General features: G+C 70.9%; 16 protein-coding genes. 3 read left to right on the top strand and 13 right to left on the bottom strand.

The window, feature by feature from the left end:
• Positions 1-16 precede the first annotated feature (16 nt).
• Positions 17-685: an AfsR/SARP family transcriptional regulator gene (locus KALB_RS06630; protein WP_042221771.1), complete on the top strand. Its 669-nt coding sequence runs from the start codon at positions 17-19 to the stop codon at positions 683-685.
• A 19-nt stretch (positions 686-704) separates the two neighbouring features.
• On the opposite strand, the gene KALB_RS43680 is transcribed toward KALB_RS06630, so the two are convergent.
• From KALB_RS43680 to KALB_RS06570, 12 genes are all read right to left on the bottom strand, one after another.
• Entirely contained in the window at positions 705-1,532 is an 828-nt protein-coding gene (locus KALB_RS43680) for a glycoside hydrolase domain-containing protein (protein WP_025354938.1), read from the bottom strand.
• A 182-nt stretch (positions 1,533-1,714) separates the two neighbouring features.
• Complete coding sequence (locus tag KALB_RS06620) at positions 1,715-2,386, bottom strand: ABC transporter ATP-binding protein (RefSeq protein WP_025354937.1); 672 nt, start codon at positions 2,384-2,386, stop codon at positions 1,715-1,717.
• Positions 2,379-3,308 (bottom strand): ABC transporter ATP-binding protein, encoded by a 930-nt coding sequence (locus tag KALB_RS06615; RefSeq protein ID WP_025354936.1) that lies wholly within the window; start codon positions 3,306-3,308, stop codon positions 2,379-2,381. The genes KALB_RS06620 and KALB_RS06615 overlap by 8 nt, the downstream gene beginning before the upstream one ends.
• A complete protein-coding gene (locus KALB_RS06610; protein ID WP_025354935.1) occupies positions 3,302-4,117 on the bottom strand; it encodes an ABC transporter permease in 816 nt (271 codons plus the stop codon). The genes KALB_RS06615 and KALB_RS06610 overlap by 7 nt, the downstream gene beginning before the upstream one ends.
• Positions 4,114-5,097 (bottom strand): ABC transporter permease, encoded by a 984-nt coding sequence (locus KALB_RS06605; RefSeq protein WP_025354934.1) that lies wholly within the window; start codon positions 5,095-5,097, stop codon positions 4,114-4,116. The genes KALB_RS06610 and KALB_RS06605 overlap by 4 nt, the downstream gene beginning before the upstream one ends.
• A complete protein-coding gene (locus KALB_RS06600; RefSeq protein WP_030110737.1) occupies positions 5,094-6,659 on the bottom strand; it encodes an ABC transporter substrate-binding protein in 1,566 nt (521 codons plus the stop codon). Before KALB_RS06600 ends, KALB_RS06605 begins: the two co-directional genes overlap by 4 nt.
• Positions 6,656-7,900: an MFS transporter gene (locus tag KALB_RS06595; RefSeq protein ID WP_148309376.1), complete on the bottom strand. Its 1,245-nt coding sequence runs from the start codon at positions 7,898-7,900 to the stop codon at positions 6,656-6,658. Before KALB_RS06595 ends, KALB_RS06600 begins: the two co-directional genes overlap by 4 nt.
• Positions 7,897-8,925 carry a PLP-dependent cysteine synthase family protein gene (locus tag KALB_RS06590; RefSeq protein ID WP_025354931.1) on the bottom strand — a complete coding sequence of 343 codons (1,029 nt, stop codon included), beginning with the start codon at positions 8,923-8,925 and terminating at the stop codon, positions 7,897-7,899. Before KALB_RS06590 ends, KALB_RS06595 begins: the two co-directional genes overlap by 4 nt.
• Positions 8,922-9,542: a hypothetical protein gene (locus KALB_RS06585; RefSeq protein WP_025354930.1), complete on the bottom strand. Its 621-nt coding sequence runs from the start codon at positions 9,540-9,542 to the stop codon at positions 8,922-8,924. The genes KALB_RS06590 and KALB_RS06585 overlap by 4 nt, the downstream gene beginning before the upstream one ends.
• On the bottom strand, positions 9,539-10,222 hold the full coding sequence (locus KALB_RS06580; protein ID WP_025354929.1) for a hypothetical protein: 684 nt from the start codon (positions 10,220-10,222) through the stop codon (positions 9,539-9,541). The genes KALB_RS06585 and KALB_RS06580 overlap by 4 nt, the downstream gene beginning before the upstream one ends.
• Positions 10,206-11,387 (bottom strand): threonine synthase, encoded by a 1,182-nt coding sequence (locus KALB_RS06575; protein ID WP_236650189.1) that lies wholly within the window; start codon positions 11,385-11,387, stop codon positions 10,206-10,208. The genes KALB_RS06580 and KALB_RS06575 overlap by 17 nt, the downstream gene beginning before the upstream one ends.
• Positions 11,388-11,928: 541 nt before the next feature.
• Positions 11,929-12,636, bottom strand: a complete 708-nt coding sequence (locus KALB_RS06570; RefSeq protein WP_201771887.1) for a TetR/AcrR family transcriptional regulator — start codon at positions 12,634-12,636, stop codon at positions 11,929-11,931.
• Positions 12,637-12,736: 100 nt separating this feature from the next.
• Between KALB_RS06570 and KALB_RS06565 the strand changes: the two genes are divergently transcribed.
• On the top strand, positions 12,737-14,161 hold the full coding sequence (locus KALB_RS06565) for an FAD-dependent oxidoreductase (protein ID WP_025354926.1): 1,425 nt from the start codon (positions 12,737-12,739) through the stop codon (positions 14,159-14,161).
• A 4-nt stretch (positions 14,162-14,165) separates the two neighbouring features.
• A complete protein-coding gene (locus KALB_RS06560) occupies positions 14,166-15,347 on the top strand; it encodes a glycosyltransferase 87 family protein (RefSeq protein ID WP_025354925.1) in 1,182 nt (393 codons plus the stop codon).
• On the opposite strand, the gene KALB_RS06555 is transcribed toward KALB_RS06560, so the two are convergent.
• Entirely contained in the window at positions 15,277-16,434 is a 1,158-nt protein-coding gene (locus KALB_RS06555; protein ID WP_025354924.1) for an acyltransferase family protein, read from the bottom strand. The two genes, KALB_RS06560 and KALB_RS06555, sit on opposite strands and share 71 nt — an antisense overlap.
• Positions 16,435-16,436 lie beyond the last annotated feature (2 nt).

Genomic DNA, 16,436 nt, shown 5'->3' with positions numbered 1-16,436 from the left:
GAGGCAGGTGTCGATCATGTCCGAGAGACCCAGTCTGGTCCTGCTCGACGGGTTCGCGCTGTCCGTGCGGGGACAGCACGTCGAGCTCGCCCGTTCCCTGCAACGACTTCTGGCCTACGTGGCCCTGCACCGGGTCCCGTCCCGGCTGCGCACGGCCGCCGCGCTGTGGCCGGACCCGCAGGCGGAGCGCTCACTGAGCAGGCTGCGCACCGCGCTGTGGCGGACCTCCCGGCTGGCGGTGCCGGTGCTGGTGGCCGAGGGCGAGCGGCTGCGGCTGGCCCCGCAGGTGCGACTGGACCTGGACCAGCTGACGAAGGGACGGGAGCAGCGGCTGGCCGCCCTGGTGCGGCGCAGGCACGAGTTGCTGCCCGGCTGGTACGAGGACTGGGTGCTGGAACGCCGCCAGCACACCAAGTTGCTGTACCTGCGCGCACTGGAGCGGGCCGCCGAGCGCGAGCTGCGGCAGGCCAGGTACGGGCGGGCGGTGGAGGCGACCATGGCCGCGCTGCGCACCGAGCCGCTGCGCGAGACCCCGCACCGGCTGCTGATCGAGATCCACCTCGCGGAGGGCAACTACACCGAGGCGCTGGCCGCCTACCAGAGCTACCAACGACTCCTGCGCGAGGAACTGGGCATCGGGCCCGCACCACACGTGCAGCAACTGGTGCGGCGGCCACCGTGCTGAACCGCCGCACCGGTTCCGGTCACTTGTTCTGCTGCATCGCGTCGATCTTGTCGCTGAGCGCCTGCACCTGTTGGCTGAGCTTGGCGACCGCATCGGCCAGCGCCCTGCGCTCGCTCTCCTCGCGGGCGAACTGCGCCCCGTCGAAGTCCTGCCCGTCGACGCCCTGGCTCATGCTGAGGATGCGGTCGAAGATGCGCTCCTGCTTCCACGGCTCCAGTGCCATCAGGAAATCTCCTTCGCTGAACGAGGCGGGGTCCACATAGACCTTGTTCAGGTCGCAGCCCACGCCGTCATGACTGAACTGGCTGTAGTTGCACTGGTAGAGGTGGATCCCGTCGCGCACGTTGGCCTCGTCACCGCACAGCCAGAACCACCTCGCGTGGCCGCCGTCCTGTGCGGGGTGGACGAAGTCGGAGAACCCGTAGGCACCCGTGCGGTTCCAGCCGAGCACGCTGGCCGCACCGTCGAGGTAGGACATGGCGGTGCTCACCGAGATCCCGTGCTTGGACAGCCAGTCGTCGGCGCACATGAAGATCGGCATGTCCGCCGGGTAACCGATCGAGTTGGCGTCGTTGAGCGCGAGCCGGGCCTGGGCCACCCCGGCGTCCCAACCACCGGCGGTGTCGTCGACGTCCCACTCGTGCAGCAGCACCACGGTGCGCCCCGCGGCGACGTGCTGCTGGTAGGCACCGGGATAGTGGCTGATGCACTTGGGTTGCTGGGGATAGCCGATGTAGCGCAACAGGACTCGCAGATCCCATCCGCCACCGGCCGTGTAGGCGTCCAACTGGGCGGGCGAGAACTCACCCGCCGAGTAGTCGGCGCCGTACGCGATCACTGTGGGCACTGGTCACCTCACGACGTGTGGTGTTCGTGGCTGACGGCACAACCATGCCATGCCGACGTCACTTGTCTGTCACGCCTGGGCACATTCGGTCACGAAAAGTCTGCCATCAGACGCTCCACCTGCACCACATCGCCGCTCGACCGCACGGTCCAGCACAGAACTACCCGTTCGGCGTAAGCCCCTCAGCCCGTGTCGGCACGGGCGTTGAGCCCGGGGAAGTCGAGCACCTGCTCGCACCACCGGCCCAACAGGACCGGGTCGTGGCTGATGGCCAGCACAGCCGCGCCGGTGTCCTGCCGGTACTCCTCGATCGCGCCCACCAGGAAGGCCGCCGTGGACGCGTCGAGCATCGCGGTGACCTCGTCGCAGATCAGGTATGCCGGGCGCAGCACGAGCATGCGCCCGAGGCAGGCGCGCTGCAACTGGCCGTCGCTGACCTGGTGCGGGCGCCTGCGCAGCAGGTCCTCGGTCAACCCAGTGCGCTCCACCAGTTCCGGCACGCGCCGCTCGACCAGCGCGGACTGGCCCGTGGCGCGCAACGGCTCCGCGATGACGTCGATCAGCCGCAGCCTCGGGTCCACGGCGAGCCGGGGCTGCTGGAAGGCCACGCCGATGCGCGTGCGCAGGCCACGCGGGGCGCGGAACCGGAAACCGTTGGCGAGCTTGCCGTCCACGGTCACGCTGCCCTGGTACGGGCTGTGCAGCAGGGACATGACCCTGGCCAGCGTGGACTTCCCGCAGCCGCTGGGGCCGAGCAGGCCGAGCGCGCGGCCCGGCTCCAGCGCGAGGTCCACCCCGCGCACGACCGGCGAACTGCGCTGGTATCCGGCGACAACGCCCCGTGCCTCAAGCATGGGCGTGGTGGCAGGCCACGATGTGGTCCTCCCCGGTAGGTTCGGGCAACTGGGTGCACAGGTCGGTGGCGAGCACGCACCTGGGCTGGAACGCGCAGCCCGCGGGCAGCTCGCTCAGCTGTGGTGGCACTCCGGGAATCGGCCGGAACTCGCGCTCCGGCAACGCGTTGAGCAGGCCGCGGGCGTACGGGTGGGCCGGTCCGCCGTAGAACGCCTTGGCGGGCGAGTCCTCCACGATGCGGCCCGCGTACATCACCGCCACGCGGTCGGCCACCCGCTCGGCCGCGGCCAGGTCGTGAGTCACCATGAGCACGGCGTGCCCCTGGTCGGCGATCCGGCGGAACTCGTCGACGATCTCGTGCACCAGCGCCCGGTCCAGCCCCGTGGTCGGCTCGTCGGCCAGCACCAGCCAGGCCGATCCGGCCAGCGCCAACGCGATCGCCGCACGCTGGGCCAGGCCGCCGGAGAGCTGGTGCGGGTACCGGTCCAGGTGGTCCGCCGGGAAGTGCGCCCGCGCGGCGGCCCGCGCCACGTCCAGCTCCGCACCGAGTTCGCTGATCGTCTCGGCGAGTTGGGCGCGGATCGTCCGCACGGGGTGCAGGTGGGTGGCCGCACTTTGCGGCACCAGGCCGATCCTGCGCCCTCTGACCTTTGTGGACAGTTCCTGCTGGCTGGCCCCGAGCAGTTCCACCTCACCCTCCGGGCCGCGCAGCACCGCCGCACCGCTGACCCGCGCGTTGCCCGGCAGCAGCCCCAGCAGGCCCGAGGCCACCACGGACTTGCCGCAACCGCTCTCGCCCACCAGTGCGAGGACCTCGCCCTCGCCCAGATCAAGTGACACGTCGCTGGCAGCCGCGACCGAGCCGTTCGGGACCTTGAAGCGCACGGACATGCCGCGCACCCGCAACGAGGACTTCACCATGCCAACTCCGCAGACCTCCGTCGGTGTTCCACGCGGTCCCGCAGCACGCCCGCCAGTCCGGACACCGCCAACGTGGGGATGAGGATGAACAGCCCGGGCGCCAGCGAGACCCACCACGCCCCGGAGAACAGCGCGCGCCGCCCGTCGTCCATCATCGTGCCGAGGCTGGCCAGGTGTGGCGGCAGGCCGAGGCCCAGGAAGGACAGCGCCGACTCGTGCCAGATCGCGTGCGGCACCATCAACGTGGTGGCCAGCGCCGCATGCGGGAACACGTTGGGCAGGAAGTGCCTGGCCAGCACCCGTGACCGGCTCGCTCCCCCGCTGATCGCGGCGTCCACGAACGGCCTGGTGCGCAAGGACATCACCTCCACGCGCACGATGCGCGCGGTGACCATCCAGTGGGTCAGCGCCACCGCGACGACCACGGCCGTCACGCTCGGCCGGAACAGGGCCACCAGCAGGATGCCCAGCAACAGCTGGGGAACCGCCGAGGTGCCGTCGATGACCCGGCACACCAACTGGTCCACCCGCCCGCCCCAGGTACCGGCCAGCGCACCCGCCGCCGTGCCGATCAGGCTTGAGCAGACCCCGGCCGCCAACCCCACCAGCAGCGAGACCCGCATGCCGTACACGCAGCGCAGCAACACGTCCCGGCCGAGGGCGTCGGTGCCGAACAGGTGCTGCCAGGACGGCGGTTGCAACACCAGGTCCAGGTCCACCAGCCGCTGGTCCAGGTCGGCCAGCGCGGGCACGACCAGAGCCGCCAGCACCGCCACCACAACAATTGAGACGCTGGTCCAGAACTTCACCCGGTCACCACCCTCGGGTCGGCGAAGGCGTACACCACGTCGGCGAGCAGGTTGCCCAGCAACACCACTGCGGTCGCCAACGTGGTGAGCGCCGCCAGCAGCGGGAAGTCCAGCGCCACACCCGCTTCCGTGGTCGCCGCGGCCACGCCGGGCCAGGAGAACGTGGTCTCCACCAGCACCGCGCCGGTGATCAGCTCGGGGAACCTCGAACCGACGAGTGTGATGAACGGCAACAGGGCGCCCCGCACAACGTGCCCGACGAGCACTGTGCGCTCCCGCAGCCCACGCGCCCGAGCACCGACCACGTAGTCCTCCGCCATCGCCGTGCGCACGGACTGCTTGACGTACAACACGAACCAGGGCACCTGGGACACCGCCAGGGCCACGGCGGGCATCACCAGATGGCTCAGCACCCCGCCGAAGCTCAACGCCCCGGTCCGCACATCGCTCACGCCACCGGCCGGGAACCACCGCAGGGTCAACGAGAACAGCCAGATCATGGCCAGGGACAGCCAGAACACCGGAACCGCCTCGAAGGCGTAGGCCAGGGTGGTGACCGCACGGTCGAACCAGCCGCCGTGCCGGATCGCCGCGAGCGCACCGGTCACCAGGGACAGCGCCATGGTGACCACGAAGGCCACCGTGACCAGCAGCAGCGTCCAGCCCAGCCGCTCGGAGATCACGGCCAGCACGGGCTGGTGCTGGCTCAGCGAATCGCCGAGATCACCGGTCACGGCGTGCGTGAGCCAGTTCCACCACTGCACGTAGAACGGCTGGTCGGCGCCGATGTTGTGCCGGATGCGCTCCAGGTCCTCGGTCGTCGCGTTGCCCACGGAGTCGCCGAGGTAGCGCGCGGCCGGGTCGAAGGGCGAGGCCGCGCCAAGCGCGAACATGACCAGCGTGACCACCAGCAGGATCGGCACGGACACAGCGGTCCTGCGCAGGACGAGCCCGCGCAGGTACCGTGCTCGGGTCGTCACTGCTTGGGCACCCACTTCTCGACGTTCCACCACGGCCCGTGCGCCAGACCGTCGTTGTGCGGCTCCACCTGCTGCTGCAAGCCGTTCCACGCGTCGGCCATGACGTACACGTGGTCCAACTGCACGCAGAACAGCCACGCCGGGTCGGCCGCCTGCTCCTTCTGGAACGACTTGTAGATACCCACGCGGGTGGCCTCGTCAGGGGTGGTGCGGCCCTCGTCGAGCAGCTTGTCCACGGTCGGGTTGTGGTACCGGCCCGGGTTGTACCAGCCCTTGCCCGCGAAGGAGGAGTGGAAGATCTTGTAGGTGATGAAGTCCGGGTCGTACGGCGTTCCCCAGCCCATCACCAGAGCGTCCTTGTCCATGCGCTTCTGCAACGCCTCGACGCTCAGCCCGTCCACGGCCACGTCCACCCCGACTTTCTTCGCGTCGGAAGAGAAGGCCAGGGCGATGTCCTTGCGCACGGTGTCGGCCGCGTTGTACATGACGGTGAACCTGGCGGGCGTGTCCCCGCGCCTGCGCATCCCGTCGGGGCCCTTCACCCAGCCCGCCTCGTCCAGGATCCGCTCCGCGGCAGGCAGGTCGACCGGATGCTCGATGCTCTTCTCGTACCACTTGCTCTCGGCGAACAGCGGCCCGAACGCGGGTTTGCCCGCACCGCCGAGGATGCCCTTGACCATGGCGTCCCGGTCGATGACCAGGTCCAGTGCCCGGCGCAGGGCGTTGTCCGAGGTGACCGGGTTGCCCATCGGCATCATGATGCCCCGGTAGTCGGCGCTGGGCACCGAGCGCACGCTCATGCCCGGCTGGTTGCGGAACCGGTCCACCAGCCGCGGGGGCATGGCCGCCGCGTCCAGTTCACCGGTGGCCAGCCGGGTGGCCCGCACGTTGTCGTCGCGCACGAACGCCAGGGTCACCTTCTTGACCTTCGGCGCACCGCCCCAGTACTTCTCGTTGGCGGTCAGCACCATGCGCTCCCCGGCCTGCCAGGAGTCCAGCTTGTACGGACCGGTGCCCACCGGCTTGCGGTTGAAGCCGTCGGTGTTGATGTCCTTGCCGCGCAACAGGTGTGCCGGAACGATGCCCAGCCCGGTGTACTGCGGGAACGTGGCGTAGGGGTACTTGAGCTGGAACACCACCGTGCGCGGGTCCGGGGTCCGCACCGACTCGACGGCGGCGAAGTCGGTGCGCATCGTGGTGTTCGTCTTGGGGTCGAGCACCGACTGGTAGGTGAAGGCCACGTCCTCGGCGGTCAGCGGCGTGCCGTCGCTGAAGGTCACGCCCTGGCGCAGGGTGTAGGTGAAGGTCTTGTTGTCCTCACTGGCCTTCGGCAGCGACTCGGCCAGAGCGGGCACCAGGTTCAGCTTGTCGTCCAGCGCGACCAGGCCGTCGAACAGCTTGGACGCGCCGTACGGGGCGAAGCCGAGAACGGGGTTGAGGGTGGTGGGCTCGGGGTTGACCGCGATCACCACCGAGTCGCGGGCGGCAGCGGGAGCCGTGCCGCAGGCCGTGGCGGCGACAGCCCCGGCGAGCAGCACTGCTGCGGTCCTGAACAATCTCACGTGAGCACTTCTTCCTTGGTGGAACGGCGGATCGGGAACAGCAACGAGGTCACCGAGACGAGGGTCATCAGCGCACCGGCCAGGACGAGCACGCTGCCCGCGGCCAGGTACGCGCACAGCACACCGGCCAGTGCCAGGCCCAGCATCTGGACCAGCTTCAAAGTCATGTACTGCAAGGAGAAAACCCGGCCCTGCAACTCGGTCGGGGTGTTGGCGGCCAGGTACCCGTCGGTGCTGACGTGCGCCAGCGGCCCGCCGAGCCCGCCCAGCAGCAGGCCCAGGCAGCCCACCCACACCGTGCCGGACAGGCCCAGCACGACGAAGCCGAACGCGGTGAACAGCCAGCCGCCGGACAGCAGCACGAGCGGCGGCACCTTGAACGAACTGACCCGCGAGGCGCACATGCCACCGATCAGCTGGCCCACCGCGTAGGCGGCGACAAGCAGGCCCCACGCGCCGACGGCCTGGCCGTAGGAGTGCGCGACCAGCAACGGGGTCGCCACCAGGTAGGCCGCCCAGGCGAAGTTGTTCAGCGAACGCACCAGGATGATCCGGCCGATCACCGCCTGCTCGCGGACGAACGCGAACCCGGCGGCCAACTGCTGCACCCGGCTGGGCTGCGGCCCCTTGCGCTCGACCTTGGCATCGGTGCCCGCGCGCCGCGCCCAGAGACTCAGCAGCAGGAACGCCCCAGCGCTGACCACGAAGGTCGCCGAGTCGACCAGGAAGAACCCGGCCACCGGCATGAGTGCGGACAGCACACCGGCCAGCCCCGGCCCGCTGATGCGGCCGACCCGCTCGGTCACGTCGATCAGGCCGTGCGCCCGGGTCAGGTGTTCCTTGGGCACCAGCGCGGGCAGGGTGCTCTGCATGCCCGGGGTGAACAGCAGGTTCGCCGCGGTCATCAGCACACTGAGCACCACGAGGTGCCAGAAGCTGAGTTGCCCCAAGGAGTACAGCAGGACCGGCAGCGCGACCAGCACCGCGCGCAGCAGGTCCAGCCAGGCCAGCAGCCGCAGCCGCCCACCCCGGTCCAGCCAGTGCCCACCGAGCAGTCCCACCAGCACAACGGGAATCGCCTCGGCGATGCCGGTCAGCGACACGGCTTGGCTGGAGCCGGTCAGCTCCAGCACCAGCCAGACCAGCGCCATCTGGAACAGCCAGTCACCGGCCACCGAGGTGGACCGCGCGACCAGCAGGACCAGCGCGACCGGGGTGGTCCAGAACCTGGTCGCCGTCATGACGGCTGCTTCGCGCGCCACTGCCCGTCCAGTGGCCGCAGGTCCAGGCACTTCGCCAGCCAGGAGGCTTCGTTCAGGTCTTCGTCCAAGTCGTGTTCGATGCGCCAGGCGGACTGGTAGAACTGGCCCAGGTAGCGATCCCCGCGCTCGGCGACGATGGCCAGCACCAGGTTCTCCGGCCCCAGCAGGGAAGCCTCGCGCAGGGCGACCGACAGCACCGCCCCGGCGGCGCCGCCCGACACGATCTGCTCCCGGCGGGCGAGCACGCGCGCCGTGGTGAACGCCAGCCGCTCGGGCACGCGGTAGGCGCGGGTGAGCACCTCGCCGTCGAGGTTGCCGGGCCACCAGGACAGGCCGAGCCCGCGCAGCCGGTACGCCTGGTAGTCCCCGCCGAAGATGCTGGAGCCCTGCACGTCCACGGCGACCATCTCGGTCGGCAGGCCCGCGGCCCGGAAGGCCCGGCCCAGGCCGGAGATCTGCCCGCCCGTGCTGACCCCGACCACGCACACCTCGGGCACCCGCCCGCCGAGCTGGCCGATGATCTCGTTGGCGGTCAACGACTCGTGTGCCGCCGCGTTGTCCGGATTGCTGTACTGCAACAACAACAGCGCGCCGAGCTCCTCGACGACCTGCCGGGCGCGGGCCAGCCTGCTGCCCTGCCAGCTGCCCTTCTCGTCGGGCTGGTCCACCTGGTGCACGGTGGCCCCGTACATCTGCATGACGTGCCTGCTGTAGGCGGTCATCCTCGGGTCCACCACCAGGTGGCACTCGATGCCCAGCCAGCCGCACACCATCGCCAGCGCGAGGCCGAGGTTGCCACTGCTGGGTTCCACCACGGGGCGTCCCGGTGGCAGGTCCCCGCGGGCCTGCGCCGCCCGGATCATGTTCAGCGCGGGTCGCGCCTTCACGCTTCCGCTGGCGTTGAAGCCCTCCAGCTTGAGCAGCAGGTCGGCGCCGCCCGCGATGCGCAGGTTGGACGGGGCGAGCAGCGGGGTCCCGCCGATGAGGTCGAGCGGTGCGGTCACAGCAGTCCGTCCTGGTCCAGTGCGCCGTCGGCGAGGCACACCACGGCGATGAGTTCGTTGCCGGGCAAGGAGAGCGCCTGCCGGACCACGGCGGCACTGCGTGCGTCCACGAGAATCCCCCTGCTGCCCAACAGGGTTCGCATCTCCAGATCGGCCGGGAGCACGTCGGGCTCCAAACCGGGCAGCGCGGGCACGAGCACCCGGACCTGCTCCCCCAGTTCCTCGGCGACCTCCTCGCGCAACTCCGCGTGCACGGCTGGCAGGTCGAGCTCGAACCCGCCGCTGGCAACGGCTTCACCGGGTTCGGCGCCGAGCGCGGAGGCCATCGCGCCGAACACGGTTGGCCGTGACTCGTGGTAGGTCAGGGGAATGCGCATCGTGCCCACGAGCAGGGCCAGCGAGGCGGCGAGCGGTCCCCCGTCGCACACGTGCGGGCGCGGGCTGGTGATCCGCCCGTGCGCGGCCACCCGGTCGAACAGGGTGCCGGTGGGGTTGAAGCCCTCCAGCTTCAGCGCCAGCTCGCGGCCCTCCAGCCGCACGCGGACGCAGGGTGTGTCGCCGACCAGGGACAGCACCGAGTCCACCCAGGTGCCACGGTCTTCGGCGATCGCGGTCATGATCCTCCCTCCACTGCGTCGAGCACGGTCGCGGCCAGCAGCACGTCCAGGCCACCGCCGCCACCGGCGACGCGAACCACCGACCCGGCGAGCTCGCCGGTGTCGATCTCACGCAGTCCCCCGCCGACCCCGACATACCCGGTTCCCTTGAGGGACAACGGGACTGGCGTCGTGGCCGGGGTCGCGGTGATCACCGCATCGGGCAGTTGATCACCGGGCCGCCAGCGGCGTGCCCGCACACCGGCGGGCGGACGGCCGCTCGGCGACCAGTAGTGCACCGAAGTCCCCCGCAGGACAGTGCGAGCCAGTTGCGCACAGGCACTGCCGAGCCGCCCCGTGCCGCACACCAGCAGCGAGCGGGCTCCCGCACGGTGCGGCCAGTCCAGCAGCACCGAGGCCGCACGGAAGTAGCTGAGGTAGACCGCCTGCACACAGCCGCGCAACTGGTCCTCGCGGTCGAAGACCAGGGTCCAGTAGGCGCCCTCGGAGTGCGGCCGGACCCGGGTGCCGTGCGTGCCGTCCGCGAGAAAGCCCGCCTTGATCGACGGCCGGCGCGACCCGAGCTCGGCCACCGCCGTCACCTCACGGAAGGTGTTGTCCCGCAAGGCTTGTGTGCACAGGTCGAACAGCCTGCGCGGGGGCAGTGCCCGGCGGGCCTCCGGGTCAGCGACGAATCTCATTGCGGTCGCCCCCGGTCAGGTTGATCACCACCGGCGCGGCCTCCGGGTCTGGCCGGTTGGCCTGCGCCCACGTGAGGTACCCGGCCACCGCAACCGAGGAAGCCTCACACACCGAGCGCCCAGTGTGCTCGAACACCAGCCTGCGGGCGACCCGGATCTGGCTGTCGGTCACCGACACGAAGTCCCCGTCCGAGCCACGAACCAGGTTGCGCACCAACGGGTAGGCGCCGGACGGGTCGCCGCGCAGGATCGCCTTGGCCAGTCCGTGCGGGCGGGCGACCTTGTCGCTCGCGTCGATGCGCTCCCGGCCGGAACTCCAGGCCGTGACCATCGGCGCGCAGCTGCTCTGCTGCACGCACAGCAGCCGCGGCCTGCGCGCGGGCAGCCCGTAGAGCGGCAGTTCACCCGCCGCCTTGGCCGCGCCCACCACACCCATCGCGCTGCTGATCGCCTGCACGTACATGCCAGGCCCCTCGCCGAGTTCGAGCGCCGCCTCCAGGAACGCCGTCTTCAGCCCGTCCCGGCGTGCCGGGTTGAAGAAGCCCGCCTCCCATTGCAGGCCATGCGCCTTGGCGTACTGCTGGCCCGCGATCCCGGCCTGCACGAACGTGCCGTTGACCACGTGCACCGTGACGTTGGGCGAACCGAGCCCGCGCAGCCGGTAGGCGAAGTCCCGCCCGACGAAGATGTGCACCTCGATCCGCGGGTAGTAGCGCGCGAAGGCCGCGAACGAGGTCGAGGTGTTTCCCGTGGAGGACAAGACGATGCCGGTGACCCCGTTGTCGAGCAGGTACGGGTACACCACGGCCGCCGCGCGGTCCTTCGTGGTGCCGGTGGGCAGCGCCGTCTCGTCCTTGAGCCAGACCCGCGGGCCGCCGACCAGTTCGCGCAGGAACCCGCCGTCCAGCAAGGGCGTGCGCAGGTCCAGCGGCCCGTGCACCACGGAGCGGTCGCTCAGCGGAAGCACCGGCCAGGCCCAGTCGTAGAAGTCGGCGGTCAGCTCGGCCGGAGCCGTGCGGCCCGCGCCGACCACCGTCTCGACCATGCCGCGCCCGCACGCGCACTGGCCGACCACCCGGTGCTGCGCGGCCCCGCAGGGCACGCACACCCGGCCGACCTCGCGGACGCCGTCGAGGACAGGGCTCAACACCCCGGATGCAGACAATCTGGACTCCCCACCTGGATCAGACGAAGCGCCCCAACGATAACGACAACGGTTTTCAAATTCACCCTACGAAGGTAGGACCCTGCTCACATGCACAAACCCGCACCCAACCCCGAGTCCCGCTCTCCCGACGCCGAGTCCCGCTCCGCGGTCGGCGAGTCCCACCCGCAGGGGCACGAGTCCCGTTCTGGCGGCGGAAGGTCACCGCATGAGGCCGCGCGGTCGGCAACGAGGACAGCGCACGCACCCAGCGGCCATGACGAGGGGACAGGACTCGCCAGCACGGGAGCGGGACTCGCCGACACCAGAACGGGACTCGCGCACCGCCGGGCGGGCCTCACCAGCACCAGAATGAGACTCACGCACCGCTGGACGGGACTCACGAGCACGACAACGGGACTCGCGCACCACCGGGCGGGCCTCGCCAACACCAGATCGGGACTCACGCACCACTGGGCGGGACTCGCGCCCCTGTGGACGGGACTCACGCACCCCAGAGCGGGACTCGCGCCACCGTGAGCGGGACTCGGCGGCTGGCAGGTCAGTCGGCGCGGATGGTGCGGGAGAGGCCGTCGAGGAGGCGTTCGAGGCCCAGGGTGAAGGTCCGCTCGGCGCGGTCGGCCGCGTGCGGGATCTCGGCCTCGACCCAGTAGCGAGTCATCCTCGGGTACTGACCGCTCGCCACGACGCGCAGGCCGTAGTCCGCCTGCGACTTGATGTATGCGCGGAAGTCCAGGCCGCTGCGCCGTTGCGCCTGACTCTCCTCCAGGTCGCGCATGACCGCGCCGCGCACGAACGCCTGGAGCGTGTCGACGACGATCATCATGTCGTCGATGTGCAGCCCCAGGCCGTCCACGGCGGTCAGCGCGTGCTCACTCGCGCGCAGGCTGTTCGGCCCCAGGGTGGGACGCCCGGCCGAGAGCGCGACCGCCCACGGGTGGCGCAGCATCATCGTGCGCATCCTCAGGGCGAAGGCCCGCAGGTCGGCCCGCCAGTTCCCGGTCAGCGGCGGCAGCGGCGACTCGCCGAGCACGCGGTCGAGCATCAGGTCGAACAGTTCGTCCTTCTTGGACACGTACCGGTACAGCGAGGTCGTGCCGGTGCCGAGTTCACCGGCGACCCGGCGCATGGACACGGCGTCCAGCCCCTCGGTGTCGGCCAGCAGCACGGCGACGCGCGCGATCTCCTCGCGGCTGCGACTGGGCCGGGGGCCGCGGGCGGCACGCTCGGGCCGTTCCCAGATGAGCAAGCGGTCCACCTCCAAGCGGCCATTGCGAACAGTGTACTCAGTTAGCTACCGTCAGCCTCACTGCGAACAGTGTTGCCTGGTTTCAATCGAAGGGGGAGCTGTGGACCACGAGGTGGTGATCGCGGGCGGCGGGCCGGTGGGCCTACTGCTGGCGTGCGAGCTGGGGCTGGCGGGGGTCAGCGTGCTGGTGGCCGAGCGGGGCGGGCCGCAGGACCGCGAGCTGATGGACCAGCGGGCGCTCAACCTGCCCACGATCGAGGCCCTGGACCGGCGCGGGCTGCTCGACGGGGTGCGCAAGGCGCAGGCGAACAGCCTGAAGATGTTCGGGCTTGGGCGCGAGGAGGAACCGCTCGCCCACTTCGCGCTGATCTTCGTCGGCGCGCGCGACATCCACGCCGAGGACCCGGAGCTGGCCCGGCACCGTCCGTTCGCGGACTGCGGGGTGGTGGGCCTGTACGAGCTGCGCACGCTGCTGGCGGCCCGCGCCGCCGAGCTGGGGGTCGAGGTGCGCTACGGCGCGGCGGTGACAGGGGTGGCCGCGGACGAGCACGGGGTGGAGGTCGACCTGGGCGGGCACCGGGTGCGGACGCAGTGGCTGGTGGGCTGCGACGGCAGCCACAGCGCGGTGCGCAAGCTGGCGGGGTTCGACTTCCCCGGCGTGGAGCCGGAGTTCACCACGCGGCACGCCATGGTCGAACTGGACCGGCCCGAGCTGATGCCGCTGGAGCTGTTCACCGACGCGGGCATGCTCATGCACGCGCCGATCCCGGACGGCCCGCACCTGCTGGGCCTCACCGAGTTCGGCCGGGTGCCCGCCGACCGGAACGCGCCGGTGACCCTGGAGGAGGTGCAGGCCAGCCTCGACCTGATCAGCGGGTCCGGGGCGAGGATCACCCGGCTGCACACGGCCTCCCGCTACACCGACACGACCCGGCAGGCCAGCACGTACCGGCGCGGCCGGGTGCTGCTCGCGGGCGACGCGGCGCACGTGCACCCGCCCTTCGGCGGCCAGGGGCTCAACCTGGGCTTCGGGGACGCGGTCAACCTGGGCTGGAAGCTGGCGGCCACCCTCCGGGGCTGGGCCCAGCCCGGCCTGCTGGACACCTACACCAGCGAGCGGCACCCGGTGGGCAAGTGGGTGCAGGACTGGACCATGGCGCAGACCGCGCTGCTGCGCCCGGACCCGCGTTCCCGCGCGCTGCGCACGATCCTGCGTGACCTGCTGAACACCAGGGACGGCGCCACCTACGTGGTGCGCCAGGTGTCCGGTGCCTGGCAGGACCAGGTCCCCGACCTGGGCATCGCCGAGCACTTCCGGGACGGTCGCGGGGTGCTGGTCAGCCCGCGCGCGGACGCCCGACTGGCCGAGCTGGCGCAGCGCTGGCGGGACCGGGTCAACGTGGTCACCGCCGAGGCGCCGGAGAACCTGCTCATCCGGCCGGACGGCGTCCTCGCCTGGCGGGGTGATGACCTGATCGCCGCCGAGACCGCCTTCACGACCTGGTTCGGCACTGTGGTTCGCTGAGCGCATGCTGTCCAGCAGGGCCGCCCTGGCCACCATGCTCGTGATCAACGCGGTGGCGGTCGGGATCGCCGTGGCCCTGCTGGGCGCGCGCGAGTTCGACCTGGAGGTGTACCGGGTCGGCGCGCGCACCTGGCTGGACGGCGGGGACCTGTACGGGCCGATGCTGGTGGACTTCGTCGGGGCCAGCTTCCCGTTCACCTACCCGCCGGTGTCCGCCCCGCTGTTCGTGCCGCTGGCCCTGCTGCCCAGGGCGGTGGCGGGCACGCTGGTGATCGTGGTCTCGGCGGTGCTCGCGGTGGCCGTGGCCTACCGGGTGCTGCTCAGCCTGGACGCCTTCCCCGGCGACCGGCGCAAGCGCTTGCTGGTGGCCAGCGCGCTGTGCACGGCGGCACTGGAGTTCGAACCGTTCCGGGCCACGCTGATGGCCGGTCAGGTCAACGTGGTGCTGATGGCGCTGGTGGTCTTCGACTGCCTGGTGCCCGCCCCGCGCTGGCCGCGCGGCCTGCTGATCGGCATCGCCGCCGCGATCAAGCTGACCCCGGCGGTGTTCGTGCTGTACCTGCTGCTGCGCCGGGACTTCCGTGCCGCGCTCACCGCGGGGCTGAGCTTCCTCGCGGTGACCGCGGTCGGGGTGGCCGTGGCCCCGGGCGAGTCCGCGCGGTACTGGCTGGACCTGATGTGGCGCACCGACCGGCCGGGCAGCCCGGTGTACGCGGGCAACCAGTCGCTGCGCGGACTGCTGGCCAGGTTCGGGCTCACCGGGAGCACGCAGACCCTGCTCTGGGCCCTGGCCTCGCTGCTGGTACTGGTCCTCGCGGTGCTGGCCATGCGGCGGCTGGCCCCGCCCGCCGCGCTGGTCGCCAACGCGGCGGCGGGGCTGTTGATCTCACCGATCTCGTGGACCCACCACTGGGTGTGGGTGCTGCCCGCGATCCTCGTGCTGGCCGCGGGCCGGCGCTGGTACTGCGCCGGGCTGCTCACCGCGGCGGTGCTGCTCGGGCCGCTGCTGCCGGTGCCCAACACCGGGCTTGTCGAGCTGGACTGGACCTGGTGGCAGCACCTGCTCGGAAACTCCTATGTGGAGCTGGCCGTGCTCGGGCTGGCGGTGACCGCGCTCAGTCGGCGGCCTTCACCGGCTCCGCTGGCGCCGCCGCAGCCGAGGCAGCCGCAGCCTTCCGGCGGCTGATCACGCCCTGGCCCACCTTGATCATGGGCTTCTCCACCCACAGGTAGCAGAAGTGCGCAAGGCCGACGGCAACCAGGGCCACCGGGAAGCCGAGCAGCGGGCTGCTGCCGAGGTCCACGGACAGCAGCATGCACAGCCCGGCCACCAGCACGTGGGCGATGCCCTGCACCAGGTAGATCGAGTACGAGCGCTCGCCAAGGAACACCATGGGCTTGCGGGACAGCAGCCACTGCGGGAAGGCGTTGGCGATCAGCGCGGGCAGCAGCACCACGGCCACCACCAGCACGTACGGCGGGCAGACGACCACGAAGCCCGGGACGTCACCGAACAGGTGGGTGCGGTCCACGAAGCCCGGCACGAACTGCGCGAGCAAGTGGAACAGCACGAACACCCCGGCCAGCGTGCTGGCCACCCACGGGCGGGTCAGCGGCCGGATCAGCGCGTAGCCCTTCGGGTAGTGCATCAGGATGGCAACCAGGCAGCCGATCAGGATGGAGAAGTAGTGCGAGGGCCAGCCGCGCGGGTCGCTGGCCACCGTGAACGGCACCGCGGCCAGGGACAGGGCCATCAGCACCAGGGTGAGCCCGACCCGCTTGCCGAACCTCGCACCGCGGCTGGCGATGATCGCGGAGAAGGCCAGCACCGGCCAGAGCAGGTAGAACTTCTGCTCGATGCCCAGGGACCAGGACTGCCCGTAGTCCCCGCCGTGCCCGAACTCGTTGAAGAAGAACAGGTACAGCGGCAGCTCGGTGCCCGGCGGGGTGGTGGTGAACCGCCCGCTGACCAGCAGCCCGACCAGGGTCAGCCCGAGCACCACGAAGTACACGGGCAGGATGCGGAACACGCGCCGGGTGTAGAAGTTCTTGAACGACACGCGCCCCGAGCGGTCCTCCTCCCGCAGCATCAGCGTGGTGATGAGGTAGCCGGAGATGACGAAGAAGATCTGCACACCGATCCAGCCCTGCAACCACTCCGGGCCGTTGTTGTGGAAGAACACCACCATCAGCGCGGCGATCGCACGCAGGCCGTCGAGTGCGGGGAATCGCTTCAGTGCCAGGTACTCGGCGTGGCTGAGCGGCTGCTTCATAT

Origin of the sequence: Kutzneria viridogrisea DSM 43870 (assembly GCF_000525635.1) — a bacterium.
Classification (GTDB): domain Bacteria; phylum Actinomycetota; class Actinomycetes; order Mycobacteriales; family Pseudonocardiaceae; genus Kutzneria; species Kutzneria viridogrisea.
The sequence above is the reverse complement of the archived record's forward strand: the minus strand, read 5'-3'. Positions and strand labels throughout refer to the sequence as shown.

Coding starts and splice junctions, on each gene's coding strand:
- KALB_RS06580 (WP_025354929.1), bottom strand. CDS start 10,222: ATGAGATTCGTCGCTGACCCGGAGGCCCGCCGGGCACTGCCCCCGCGC.
- KALB_RS06585 (WP_025354930.1), bottom strand. CDS start 9,542: ATGACCGCGATCGCCGAAGACCGTGGCACCTGGGTGGACTCGGTGCTG.
- KALB_RS06560 (WP_025354925.1), top strand. CDS start 14,166: ATGCTGTCCAGCAGGGCCGCCCTGGCCACCATGCTCGTGATCAACGCG.
- KALB_RS06555 (WP_025354924.1), bottom strand. CDS start 16,434: ATGAAGCAGCCGCTCAGCCACGCCGAGTACCTGGCACTGAAGCGATTC.
- KALB_RS06620 (WP_025354937.1), bottom strand. CDS start 2,386: ATGCTTGAGGCACGGGGCGTTGTCGCCGGATACCAGCGCAGTTCGCCG.
- KALB_RS06630 (WP_042221771.1), top strand. CDS start 17: ATGTCCGAGAGACCCAGTCTGGTCCTGCTCGACGGGTTCGCGCTGTCC.
- KALB_RS06615 (WP_025354936.1), bottom strand. CDS start 3,308: ATGGTGAAGTCCTCGTTGCGGGTGCGCGGCATGTCCGTGCGCTTCAAG.
- KALB_RS06595 (WP_148309376.1), bottom strand. CDS start 7,900: ATGACGGCGACCAGGTTCTGGACCACCCCGGTCGCGCTGGTCCTGCTG.